This is a genomic window from Isoptericola sp. NPDC057191 (genome assembly GCF_042670225.1).
GTDB lineage: Bacteria > Actinomycetota > Actinomycetes > Actinomycetales > Cellulomonadaceae > Isoptericola.
The window spans coordinates 1-12,343 of sequence record NZ_JBHUWC010000123.1 but is presented as its reverse complement, the minus strand read 5'-3'; the positions used below and the strand labels follow the sequence as shown (position 1 = coordinate 12,343).

The following is a 12,343-nucleotide window of genomic DNA, read 5'->3' as shown; positions in this document are numbered from 1 at the left end:
AGAATTGCGTCCGCAATTCTCGCCGTTTTCGTACCCACAACGTCAGCGGGTGCGGGTCAGGCGAGGCGCTCGCGCAGGAAGGTCCAGGCGAGTGCGGACATGTGCGCGGCCTGCGCGTTGTTCGCCGCGCCGCCGTGCCCGCCCTCGACGTTCTCGTAGGACGTGACGTCGGCGCCCGCCGCGAGCATGAGGGCGGCCAGCTTGCGCGCGTGCCCCGGGTGCACGCGGTCGTCCTTGGTCGACGTCGTGAACAGCACGGGCGGGTAGTCCCGGGCCGCGTCGAACAGGTGGTACGGCGAGAAGGTGCGCACGAACTCCCAGTCCTCGGTGTCCGGGTCGCCGTACTCGGCCATCCAGGACGCGCCGGCGAGCAGGTGGGAGTAGCGCTTCATGTCCAGCAGGGGCACCTGGACGACGACGGCGCCGAACAGGTCGGGGTACTGGGTGAGCATGTTGCCCGCCAGCAGCCCGCCGTTGGAGCCGCCCTGCACCCCGAGGTGCGCGGGGGTCGTGATGCCCCGGGCCACGAGGTCCCGTGCGACGGCGGCGAAGTCCTCGTACGCCTTGTGCCGCTTGTCCCGCAGGGCGGCCTGGTGCCATGCGGGGCCGTACTCGCCGCCGCCGCGGATGTTCGCGACCACGTACACGCCGCCGTCCGCGAGCCACGCCCGCCCCACCGTGCCGGAGTACCCCGGCAGCAGCGGGATCTCGAAGCCGCCGTACCCGTACAGCAGGGTGGGCGCGGTGCCGGGGGTGCTCGGGTCGGCGGGCCGCACCAGCTCCTCGCGGCCGACGACGAAGTACGGGACGCGCGTGCCGTCGTCGGAGGTGGCGAAGTGCTGGTCCGCCACCATGCCGGTGGCGTCGAAGTACGCGGGCGCGGCCTTGAGGGGCTCGGGCACGGCCGGCACGACCGACGCCGCCGCCGGCCCGGTGACGGTCGTGACGGCGAGCGTGGACGGCGTGAGGTAGCCGGTCGTCGTGACCCAGACGTCGTCGCTGTCGACGGCGTCGACGGCGCGCACCCCGACGGTCAGCAGCCCGCCGCCGAGCGCCAGCTCCGAGCGGGTCCAGGCGGCGCCGGGTGCCGCGTCCGCCGGGGGCGTGAGCACGTGCACGGCGTTCTTCACGTCGTCGAGGACGTTCACCACGAGGTGGTGGCGCGTCCACGCCGCGCCGACCAGCGAGGTGGACGGCGTCGGCGCGAACAGGACCGTGAGGTCGCGGGCGCCGGCGAGGAACGCGTCGGCGGGCGCGGCGAGCAGGGAGCCCGCCGCGTAGGTGCGCTCCGCACGCCCCGCGGCCTCGTCGGCCGGCACGGTCCAGTCGTCGCGCAGCTCGACCAGCAGCCACTCGCGGTGGAAGCCGACCTCGGCGGACTCCGGGACGTCGACCTTCACCAGCCGCTGCGCGGGGGTCCCGACGGACTCGACGAGGTACGTCTCGGACCGGAAGAACGCGATCGACCGGCTCACGACGTCTCGCTCGAAGCCGGGGGTACGCGACCGTCGCGCGGAGATGTACATGTCGTCGTCGGTGCCCTCGTACACGACCACCGCGTCGTCCAGCGCGGTCCCGCGGCGCCAGAGCTTGGCGATCCGCGGGTAGCCGGACGGCGTCGTCGTCCCCGGCCCGAAGTCGGTGAACACGTACACCGTGTCCTCGTCGGCCCACGCGAGGCCGCCCTTCGCGCCGGTGCGACCGTCGGCCCGCGCGGTGTCGCGCTCGAAGCCGCCCTCGGCGGCCGGCACGAAGCGCTTGGCGACGAGGTCGAACTCGCGCGTCACGTCGGCGTCGGAGCCCCCGGGGGAGAGGTCCACCAGGGCGCGGCGCCACGGCTCGCCCGCGGCGAGCTGCTCCGGCGTCGGGCGCAGCAGCGAGGCGCCGTGCCACACCCAGCTCTCGCCCTCGGCGGCGGCGAGCGCGTCGAGGTCGAGGACCGTCTCCCATTCGGGCGCGTCGGTCCGGTAGGAGTCGGGCGTGGTGCGCCGCCACAGCCCGCGCTCGTGCGCGGCGTCCCGCCAGAAGTTGTACAGGTGGTCACCGATCCGGGAGACGTCGGGGATCCGCTCGTCGGAGTCGAGCACCTCGCGGACCGCGGTCTGCCTGGCCTCGAACCCGGGCGCGGCGCCGACGGTCGCGTGCGCGTGGTCGTTGCGCTCGCGCACCCAGGACAGCGCGGCCTCGCCCTCGACGTCCTCCAGCCACGCGAACGGGTCCGGGGCGGCCGGGTCCAGGGGCGTGTCCGACGGGGTGGGCGGGGCGGTCGCGGTGCGCTCGGCGGTCATGCTCGGCACCCTAGCCGCCGCCCGCCGGGGAACCCGCCGCACCGGCGGCACGGCCTCTTTCACCCGCGGGGGGCCCGTGGTAGAAACTCCTGGTCAGAGCAGTAAATCCCGTATGGACGTTCCGAGAGACCCGTCCCTTTCCACCCCCGGGGGTGTGGTGAGCACGACGACCTTTGCCGGCACGCGCGCGACGCGCGCGGCGGCCTCGCTCTGCGCTGCGGCAGCCGCCGTGTGCGCGCTGGCCGGGCCGGCGCTCGCCGACCGGCTGTCCCGCGCCGAGGCCTGGGCGCTGGCCGGCGCCGGGGCGCTCCTCGTCGTCGTCGCCGCTGCGCTGTTCACGCGGGCCGCCCGAGGCGCCGAGACGGCGTGGCGGGGCGTGCGGGAGGAGCGCGTCGCCCAGTCCGACGCGCTGGCCGCGGCGACCCGTGGGCTCCAGGAGGCGGCGGCTCAGCAGACCCGGGACCGCGCGGCCCGCACCGACGAGCGCGCGGCGGTGGAGACCGCCGTCGTCGCGCTGGGCCGCAAGGTGCAGGCGTCGGCCCACCGCATCCAGGAGGAGGCGGCGCGCGCGGTGCAGCGCCACTCGGCCGACCCCGACGTCCTGCAGACCGCCATGCGGATCGACCACGCCGCCGCCCAGCACGCGCGGCAGGCGCAGAACCTCGTCGCGCTCTGCGGCCGCCGCCCCGGGCAGACCTGGGACGACCCGCTCCCGCTGCCCGACGTCGTCCGGGCCGCCGCAGGCCGCATCACCGCCTTCGCACGCGTCGAGGTGTCCGGCGACCCGGGGCTGGCCGTGCTCGGCCGCGCGGTCGAGCCGGTCGTGCACGTCGTCGCCGAGCTGCTCGCGAACGCGACGCAGTGCTCCCCGCCGAACACCCAGGTGCTGGTCGCGGTCCGGCAGGTGCAGCGCGGCGCCGTCATCGAGGTGGACGACTGCGGCGTCGGCATGGTGACCCGCGAGCTGGAGCGCGTGCGCGCGATCGCGTCCGGCGCGCAGCCCGTCGGCATAGCGGACCTCGGCGAGGTCCCGCAGACGGGCCTCGCCGTCGTCGGGTCGTACGCTCGCGCGTTCGGCCTGCGCGTCGACCTGATGGAGTCCGTGTACGGCGGCCTGCGTGCCGTCGTCATGGTGCCCGGCGACCTGACCACCGCGGCGGCTACCGCCCCCGAGGCGCTGGCGCCGAGCGTCGACGACGTCTGGCCCGAGCGGCCGCGCGAGACGGTGCCAGCAGCGCCCGCAGGGCCCGCATCACCCGCGGCGCCCGCTGTGCCTGGGCCGTCCGCCCCGGGCGAGCCCTCCCAGGCTGCGGGCGCGGTCGAGCAGCCGATGTCGTCCGCCGCCGCGCCGCCCGTCCTGCCGCAGCGCCGCTCGCGCCGCGGCGACGCCGCCACCGGCGCCCAGCACGCGGTGGCTCCCGCCGCGCGGCCGGCGGCCCCCGACCAGACGGCGGAGGAGGCCGGCGCGTGGCTTGGCGCGTTCTTCTCCGGCAGTGCCGCGGACGACCCCGCGCCCGTGCCCACCGCGACCGTCCACGACACCACCGTGCATGACACCACCGTGCACGACACCCACGCCCACGACCCCCTCGCCCACGACACCCTGCCGGCCGGCGTGCCGGACGGGACACCGGAGGACTCATGACGACCCAGACCACCGGCACGACGCCGCTCCCGGCCGCGCACCCGGACAGCTGGATGCTCGACCTCGTGGCGGGCGTGCGCGGGGTGCGGCACGCCGTCGTGCTCAGCTCCGACGGCCTCGTGAAGGTCCGCACCGACGTCACTGAGCCGGACACGGCGGACAAGGTCGCGGCGGCCTGCGCGGGCCTCGTCGCGCTCGGGACGAGCATGGGGCGCGAGTTCGGCGCCGGCGACCGGCTGCGCCAGGTGCTCGTCGAGTTCGAGGGCGGCTTCCTGTTCGTGCGGGGCGCGGGGGACGGGTCGCGCCTGGCCGTCGTGACCGACGCCGCCGTCGACCCGGGGCTCGTGGCCCAGCAGATGCAGGCCCAGGTGCTCATGATCGGCGAGCGTGCGCTCGGCACCGACGTGCTGCGCCCCGCCGAGCCCGCGACCGAGCGCTGAGGGGGACCCGATGCCCATCGCCCCCGCGGACGGCTTCCGCGACCACCCGGTGCGCTCCTACGTCCTGACGGGCGGTCGCGCGCACCCCAGCCGCAACACGCTGCGGCCCGAGACCCTGCTGTGCGCCGTGGACGACGGTCGCGAGCTGCCCCGCGGGGCGGGCCGGCACGAGCGTGCCCTCCTCGCCACCTGCCGCGGGGCGCTCTCGTTGGCCGAGCTCGCCGCGTACCTGCGGCTGCCCACGAGCCTCGTCGCCGTGCTGGCCTCCGACCTGCTCGACGCCGGCTACCTGGCGGTCCGCTCGGCCGCGCCGCAGGACCACCCGCGCCTCGACCTGCTGGAGGAGGTCCTCGATGGGCTCCGGCGCTTCTGAGCCGGCGGAGGTGCCCGTGCAGGCGCCCGCGGAGGTGGACGCGGCGGCGCTGCACCTCGCCCCCACGGTGGAGCGGTCGGTCAAGGTGCTGGTCGTGGGCGCGTACGGCGTCGGCAAGACGACGCTCATCGGCGCGGTGAGCGAGATCCCCGTGCTCAGCACGGAGGAGACGATCACCGCCGCGAGCGTGGGCGTCGACCCGCGGCTCGGTGCGAAGACGACGACCACGGTGGCGATGGACTTCGGCCGCGTGACCGTGGGCGGGTCGACGGCGCTCTACCTGTTCGGGACGCCGGGGCAGAAGCGGTTCTGGGACCTGTGGGCCGGGCTGGCGGACGGCGCGGTCGGCGCGCTGGTCGTCGTGGACACGAACCGGCTGGAGGACAGCTTCGAGGTGCTGGACCAGCTGGAGGAGCACACGGCCCTGCCTGTCGCGGTCGTGGTCAACGAGTTCCCCGGCGCGCCCCAGCACTCCACGGAGGCCGTGCGCAGCGCCCTCGACCTGGCGCCGGGGACCCCGGTGGTGTCGGGCGACCTGCGCGAGCGCCGGCAGGCGGTGGAGGCGCTCAAGGCGCTCGTCGCGCACGCCGTGCGGCTCGCGGGCGGGAGCGCGGCCGCGTGAGCCTCACCGGCGCCGTGCGCGTCGTGGCGCTGGAGGAGGTCGCGGACCGGCCGCTGCTGGCCGACCTGGCGGGCGCCCCCGACCCGGCCCGCCAGTACGAGGCCCTGCGCTCGCGGTGGGGCGCCCTCGCCCCGGTGGACCTCGAGCCCGGCGTCCCGGCGTGGCTCGCGCTGGGGCACGCCGAGGTGGCCGCGGTGCTGCGCAACGAGGCCCTGTTCACGCGTGACTCACGGCGGTGGCGCTACGAGGCGGAGCGCAAGGTGGCCTGGCGCTCGCCCACGCGGGCGGTCCTCGCGCAGCGCGACAGCGCGCACGACCGCGACGGCGCGGAGCACCGCCGCCTGCGCACGCCCCTGGCCGACGCCCTCGACGCCGCCGAGGAGAAGCGTGTCGTGCGGACCGTCGACGTGGCCTGCACCTCGGTCCTGGACCGGCTGGCCGCGCGGGGCAGCGCCGACATGGTCGCCGAGTACGCCGTGGACGTGCCCGTGAGGGTGCTCGCGGACCTGCTGGGCATGACCCTCGCCGACGCGCGCCGCCTGCACCAGCTCACGGTCACCCAGCGCTCGGGCACGGCGGACGCGTACGAGGCGTCCACGGAGGCGGAGGACCTGCTCGCGGGCTTCGTCGCGGCGCGCCGGGCCGAGCCGAGCGACGACCTCACGTCGGCGCTGCTCGCGCACCCTGCGCACGCGAACGACCTCGAGGTGATGGGCGCGGTCGGCCTCGTGTTCGCCACGGCCCACGACGCCGAGATCGCGTGGATCGCCACGGCGCTGCAGCGGCTGCTCGCGGACCCGGGCTTCGCGGCCCGGCTGCACGGCGGCCGGATCTCGCTCGACGACGCCCTCGACGAGGTCGCCCGGGACGCGCCGCCGCTGCCGCACCTGCGCCCCCGCTACGCGCTCGCGGACTGCGAGCTGGGCGGGCAGGCGATCGCGGCCGGGGACGCCGTCGTGCCCGCCGTGGCCGCGGCCAACGCGGACCGCGCCGTGCGGGCGGCCGACCCGTGGGAGCAGGTCGACGCGCGCTTCCACCTCACGTGGGGCACCGGGGCGCACGCCTGCCCCGCGCACCGCACCGCCCCGCTGATCACGCGGACCGTCGTGGGCCACTTCCTGGCCCGGGTGGCCGACATGGAGCTGGCCGTCGCGCCCGAGGACGTCGTGCCGGTGCGCTCGGCGTGGGTGCGCCACCCGCGCGAGCTCCCGGTCCGCTTCGTCTGACGGCTCGGGAGTCGTCGGACGCCTCGGCCGGGGGCCCGCGCGGGCCGGTCAGGCGGTCTGCCCGACCCGCCGCCGGAGCTTCTCGGTCACGTGCCGGTACGCCTTCGGGTCCACGGGCAGCAGCCACTGGGCGGCGCGGGTGGGGGCGGGCAGCCGCAGGTCGAGGTCGTCCAGCATCTCGTCGATCTGGTGCAGCGAGAACGGGATGACGTTGGTGCCGCGGGCGTGCTTGCCCTCGGTGCGCTTCTCCATCCAGTCCACGCGGTTCGCCACGTGCTCGCGCCGGACCTGGACGGGCGGCACCCGCACCGCGCCGGCCAGGTGGCCCGCGGTCCAGAGCGCGGCGATCTCGGCCGACAGCGGGCTGAACAGCGACGAGTTGTACCCGGCGAACGTCAGGTGCGGCACGTCGTGGGGCAGCACCTGCCGGTAGAGCTGGAAGTTGCCGCGGTCGTCGAGCAGCCGCGCCTGCAGGTCGTCGTCGAGGAACGGCACGCGCTGGTGGAAGCCGGTGCCGCACACGACGAGGTCCGCGGGCACGGTCGTGCCGTCGTCCAGCACGGCGACCGGGGCGCCGTCGTCGTCCGTCCCGAGCCGCTCGACCTCGGTGTCGCGGTGCACGCGGATCGCGCCGTCGGCGACCTGGTCGAAGAAGCCGTCGGTGGCGAGCGACACGGTCGACCGGGCGATGTCGGCGAACTCGCCGCGGGGCACGAGGCCGAGCTCGGTGAGGCGCAGCTGCTTGGTGGAGACGGCACCGACGCTCGACAGCATGGACTTCCGCACGCCGTCGCCGGGGCCGTGCAGGAACTTCTCCATGCCGCCGGACAGCGTCTGGTAGCGGAACAGGCCCTCGCCCATCCGGGTCAGCAGCAGGTACTTGTAGTTGAGCGCGTTGCCGAGCTTCTTCGGCAGCTTCCACAGCAGGTGCCGCGCGACCACGTGCGTGCTGGCCGCCACCCGGCCCAGCTCGGCGGCGACGTCGCAGGCGGACTTGCCGTACCCGACCACGACCACGTGCTTGCCGCGCGCGTCCTCGAGCGACGTGAGCTGGCTGGCCGCCACGACCTTGCCGCCGGCGCGCAGGAGCTGGGCCAGCCCTTCGAAGCGGGGGATCACGGGGTCGGAGAAGATGCCGTTCGCGACGACGACGTGGTCGAACGGCTCCGGGTCGCCCACGGCGTCGCCCGCGCGGCGCGCGGTGACGAGCCAGCCGTCCTCGGCCGCGGTGAGTTCGGCGCGCACCACCTCGGTGGACAGGCGCAGCGTGCTCCGCAGGTCGTGCAGGTCGACGTACCGCTCCAGGTAGGCCTGCACCTGCTCGCCGCTGGGCCACTCGGGGTAGTCCTTCGGCATCGGCAGGTCGGAGAACGCGTACGAGCCCTTGTTGTTCTGGGTGGTGAGCCCGGAGTAGCGGCGGCTGGCGCTCCAGACGCCGCCGACGTCGGGGGTCTTGTCGAACACGGACACGTCGTGCCCGAACTCGCGGAGCACCTTGGCACTGGCCAGGCCGGCGAAGCCGGCGCCGACGACGGCGATCTTCATGAGCGTCCTTGTGGTCGGTCGAGAGGGGCCAAATCGCCAGAATCGTAGCGGTTCGGACAGCGGTCCGACAGGTCTTCCCGCAGGTCGGGCGGCTCGGCAGCCTCGGCACGGCCGGTGTCGGCGGCACGCGGCAAGATGGGCCCGTGACCGACACCGCACCCGACACCGTGCCTGACGCCGTGCCCGACGAGGCGGACGCCCAGCGTCGCTGGGCGGAGCTCGTCGCCCTGGTCGAGGAGGACCAGCGCGCCTACTACGAGGACGACGCCCCCCGGGTGTCCGACGCCGAGTACGACGCGCGGATGCACGAGCTGCAGGCCATCGAGGCCGCGCACCCGGCCCTCGCCACCCCGGAGTCCCCGACGCAGCGGGTGGGCGGCGCGGCCGCCGGCGGTTTCGCGACGGTCGAGCACGTCGAGCGCATGCTGAGCCTCGACAACGTGTTCTCCGTGGAGGAGCTGCGGGCGTGGGACGCCCGCGTGGCCCGCGACCTGGGGGCGGACCGCGTCGGCTACCTGTCCGAGGTGAAGATCGACGGCCTCGCGATCGCCCTGCTCTACGAGAAGGGGCGGCTCGTGCGCGCCGCGACCCGCGGGGACGGCCGCACGGGCGAGGACGTGACGCAGAACGCCCTGCGGATCGCCGACATCCCGCGCCGGCTGGACGGCGACGGGCACCCCGACCTGGTCGATGTCCGCGGCGAGGTCTTCATCCCCGTCGCGGCGTTCGCCCGCCTCAACGAGCTGCAGGCCGAGCTGCGCGACCGGGTCGTCGCGGAGAGCCGTGAGCGGCACGGCGGCCGGGCCACCGCGGCGCGCCCGTTCGACGAGGAGCGCGCCCGGGTCGCCGCGCTCCGTCGCTTCCCGCAGTTCGCCAACCCGCGCAACGCCGCGGCCGGCGGCCTGCGGCAGCTGCTCGACAAGAAGGAGGGCATGGAGCTCGAGGCCGGGCTCGCCCGCGTGGAGTCCCTGCGGCTGTACGTGCACGGCGTCGGCGCGCTGCAGTGGACGGCCGGGGAGCACACCGAGCTGTCCCGGCAGTCGGAGGCGTACGAGCACTTCGCACGGTGGGGCCTGCCGGTCTCCCCCCACAACCGGGTCGTCGAGGGCGTGGACGGCGTCGTCGAGATGATCGAGCACTTCGGCGCCCACCGCCACGACATCGAGCACGAGCTGGACGGCATCGTCGTCAAGGTGGACGCCCTCTCCGACCAGCGGCGCCTGGGCGCCACCAGCCGGGCACCCCGCTGGGCCATCGCCTACAAGTACCCGCCGGAAGAGGTCACCACCCGCCTCCTGGCCATCCAGGTGGGGGTCGGCCGGACCGGCCGTGCCACGCCCTACGCCGTCATGGAACCGGTCCTGGTGGCCGGCTCCACGGTGCGGCAGGCGACGCTGCACAACCAGGACGTCGTGCGCGCCAAGGGCGTGCGGGTCGGCGACATGGTCGTCCTGCGCAAGGCGGGCGACGTCATCCCGGAGATCCTCGGCCCGGTCACCGCGCTGGCCGACGACGGCTACCCGCGCGAGGACTTCGTCATGCCCGCCGAGTGCCCCGAGTGCGGCACGCCGCTGCGGCCGATGAAGGAGGGCGACGTCGACCTGCGCTGCCCCAACGCCGAGACGTGCCCGGCACAGGTGCGCGGGCGGGTGGAGCACATCGGCTCGCGCGGCGGGCTGGACGTCGAGGCGCTGGGCGAGGTGACGGCGTCGGCGCTCACGCAGCCGGAGGTCCCGGAGGTGCCGCCCCTGCGCACCGAGGCCGGCCTGTTCGACCTCACGCTGGAGCAGCTGCTGCCGATCGAGGTCGTGGTGCGCGACGCCGAGACCGGCCTGCCGAAGGTGGACGACGACGGCGTCGCGCGCCGTCGCACGCCGTTCCGCAAGAAGGTCACGCACAGCCGCTCGCGCCGCGCCGAGGCAGAGGCCGCGGGGGAGAGCCTGCCGGAGTTCGAGCCCACGGCCGCGGCCACCAAGCTCCTCGAGGAGCTGGAGCTGGCCAAGACCAAGGACCTGTGGCGCATCCTCGTCAGCCTCAACATCCGTCACGTCGGCCCCGTGGCCGCCCGGGCGCTCGCGGGCTGGTTCGGGTCGCTCGACGCGGTCCGTGCCGCGTCGCGCGAGGAGCTGGCCGCCGTCGAGGGCGTCGGCCCGATCATCGCGGACGCGCTGCTGGCCTGGTTCGACGTGGAGTGGCACCGGGAGATCGTCGACCGCTGGCAGGCGGCGGGCGTGCGCACCTGGATCCCCGACCACCCGGGCCCTGCGGCGATGGCGGCGCAGGCGCACGAGGGGCCGACCGGGCCCCTCGCCGGCCTGACGGTCGTGGTCACGGGGTCTCTGGAGGGCTACAGCCGGGACGGCGCCAAGGAGGCGATCCTCGCCGCGGGCGGCAAGGCGGCCGGGTCGGTCTCGAAGAAGACCGACTACGTCGTCGTCGGCGAGAACGCGGGGTCGAAGGCGGCCAAGGCGGAGGAGCTCGGCCTGCCGATCCTCGACGAGGACGCGTTCACGCGCCTGCTCCAGGAGGGCCCGGCGGCGCTGGGCTAACCCGGGCGCACGCGCCCGATGTCGTCGTCCACGTCCACCACCATGGCGGACGTGGGACGACCCGAGTCGCGCCCGCCTGTCGCCCTCGTTGGCTTCGTCATGTACGGCGCGCGGCCCCACACATGAAAGCGGGACTGACGCGCCCTTGCGAGATCTGCAAGATGGGCACTGTCCGTCGCGTCGCCATGAGCTCACCGCTTAATGTGCAGGCACCAAGAGGGGCGGCAAGGTCGCGTCGATCCAGAGTGACTCCGAGGAGCGTCTGCGCCGCCAACGCAGGACGCCTGCACTGTCCGGGCGCCGTTCGCAACGTGAGGGTGAGGCGGACCGCAATATGGAGATCCTCCCATGGCACATATTCACGCTGGTCATCGTCGTCGTGATGGTGGGTGGGATCGCCTCTGCGGTGGCCAAGCATCGCGACAAGAAATAGGGCTGCGCACGGTAGAGGTGACTTTCTTTGTCGCTTCGTGTTCCGAGTTGTCCCCGATGGCGACCCGGACCTCGGTGGCGACTCGCGATGACGACGATCTGCTGAGCTGGGCCGGTGCCGAAACATGGAGGCACTGCGGACGCCCCAGAGGACGGCTGACGCCCGCGGCTACGATGCGCGGGTGCCGGACACTCTCGCCTCGAACCCGTTCTCCTCGTCGGACCTGTCCCTGCGCGGTGCGCACCTCGTCGGTTCGGTGAACCTGCCGACCGCGCGCGACACGCTGCGGACGGTCGCGTCGCACCTGGGCGAGCACGTCCGCCGCATCCCCGACGGCGAGGTGGGCGAGCGGTTCCACTGGATCTTGTTCCAAGGCGCGCGGTTCGAGGCCGTCGCCGGCCTGACCCGCCTGGGTGACGAGCCCGTCGTCGTTGCCGGCTTCGACGTGCGGCCGCACGTGCTCGACAGCTCGGTGCCGGCCGACGAGCTGCGGTTCGGACCCCTCGGCTACGCCGAGGCGGCCATCGCGTCGTACGCCGACTTCGTCGCTCTGCGCGCCGAGGGCGTGATCGCGCCGGGCACGCGCTTCCAGGTGTGCCTCCCGTCGCCCCTCGCGGCGGTGACGACCTTCGTCGCGCCCGCCGACCGCGCCGCGGTGCACCCGGTGTACGAGGCGGCGCTCGTGCGCGAGCTGGCGGAAATCTGCTCGGCGATCCCGGCCGAGGACCTCGCCGTCCAGGTGGACCTCGCCACCGAGTTCGCGTTCGTCGAGGGCGCGAACCTCGGCGGCGGCGCCGCGCGCGCCTGGTTCGACCGGGGTGCGGGCGGGGACGAGGACGTCATCGAGGGCTGCGCCCGCCGCGCGGCGCGGTTCGCGGCGCACGTCCCGCCCGCGGTGCAGCTGGGCTTCCACCTCTGCTACGGAGACGTTGCCGAGAAGCACTTCGTCGAGCCGGCGGACACGGCCCACCTGGTCGCCATGGCGAACGCGCTGGTCGCTGCCGTGCCGCGGCCTCTCACGTGGGTGCACCTGCCCGTGCCGATCGACCGGGACGACGTCGCGTACGTCGCCCCGCTCGCGGACCTCGCGCTCGACGACGCCACCGAGCTCTACCTCGGGGTGCTGCACCACGAGGACGGGGTCGAGGGCGCGGGCCGCCGGCTCGCGGCCGCCGCGCAGGTGCTCGGCGGCCGCCAGGTCGGGGTGGCGACGGAGTGCGGC

9 protein-coding genes are annotated in these 12,343 nt (G+C 74.9%); 7 read left to right on the top strand and 2 right to left on the bottom strand.

The features are described 5' to 3' along the window. Positions 1 to 56: 56 nt before the first annotated feature. Positions 57 to 2,288, bottom strand: coding sequence for a prolyl oligopeptidase family protein (locus ACFT55_RS14515; RefSeq protein WP_380244545.1), 2,232 nt, complete (start codon positions 2,286 to 2,288; stop codon positions 57 to 59). A 157-nt stretch (positions 2,289 to 2,445) separates the two neighbouring features. Between ACFT55_RS14515 and ACFT55_RS14510 the strand changes: the two genes are divergently transcribed. The 5 genes from ACFT55_RS14510 to ACFT55_RS14490 all read left to right on the top strand — a co-directional run bounded on the left by ACFT55_RS14510 (position 2,446) and on the right by ACFT55_RS14490 (position 6,594). After that, on the top strand, positions 2,446 to 3,933 hold the full coding sequence (locus ACFT55_RS14510) for a hypothetical protein (RefSeq protein WP_380244544.1): 1,488 nt from the start codon (positions 2,446 to 2,448) through the stop codon (positions 3,931 to 3,933). Then, positions 3,930 to 4,373, top strand: a complete 444-nt coding sequence (locus tag ACFT55_RS14505; RefSeq protein WP_380244543.1) for a roadblock/LC7 domain-containing protein — start codon at positions 3,930 to 3,932, stop codon at positions 4,371 to 4,373. Before ACFT55_RS14510 ends, ACFT55_RS14505 begins: the two co-directional genes overlap by 4 nt. Before the next feature lie 10 nt (positions 4,374 to 4,383). Continuing rightward, positions 4,384 to 4,746 (top strand): DUF742 domain-containing protein, encoded by a 363-nt coding sequence (locus ACFT55_RS14500; RefSeq protein ID WP_380244542.1) that lies wholly within the window; start codon positions 4,384 to 4,386, stop codon positions 4,744 to 4,746. Between the two features lie 88 nt (positions 4,747 to 4,834). Next, entirely contained in the window at positions 4,835 to 5,368 is a 534-nt protein-coding gene (locus tag ACFT55_RS14495) for an ATP/GTP-binding protein (RefSeq protein WP_380244546.1), read from the top strand. Beyond that, positions 5,365 to 6,594 carry a hypothetical protein gene (locus tag ACFT55_RS14490; protein ID WP_380244541.1) on the top strand — a complete coding sequence of 410 codons (1,230 nt, stop codon included), beginning with the start codon at positions 5,365 to 5,367 and terminating at the stop codon, positions 6,592 to 6,594. Before ACFT55_RS14495 ends, ACFT55_RS14490 begins: the two co-directional genes overlap by 4 nt. A 48-nt stretch (positions 6,595 to 6,642) precedes the next feature. On the opposite strand, the gene ACFT55_RS14485 is transcribed toward ACFT55_RS14490, so the two are convergent. After that, the gene (locus tag ACFT55_RS14485) at positions 6,643 to 8,139 is read right to left on the bottom strand and encodes a flavin-containing monooxygenase (protein WP_380244540.1); all 1,497 of its coding nucleotides are present in this window, start codon (positions 8,137 to 8,139) and stop codon (positions 6,643 to 6,645) included. Between the two features lie 143 nt (positions 8,140 to 8,282). On the opposite strand from ACFT55_RS14485, the gene ligA reads away from it, so the two are divergent. Both ligA and ACFT55_RS14475 read left to right on the top strand, forming a co-directional pair. Continuing rightward, entirely contained in the window at positions 8,283 to 10,688 is a 2,406-nt protein-coding gene (gene ligA, locus ACFT55_RS14480) for an NAD-dependent DNA ligase LigA (protein WP_380244539.1), read from the top strand. A 614-nt stretch (positions 10,689 to 11,302) separates the two neighbouring features. Beyond that, the coding region (locus ACFT55_RS14475; RefSeq protein WP_380244538.1) for a hypothetical protein at positions 11,303 to 12,343 on the top strand (1,041 nt) is incomplete at its 3' end.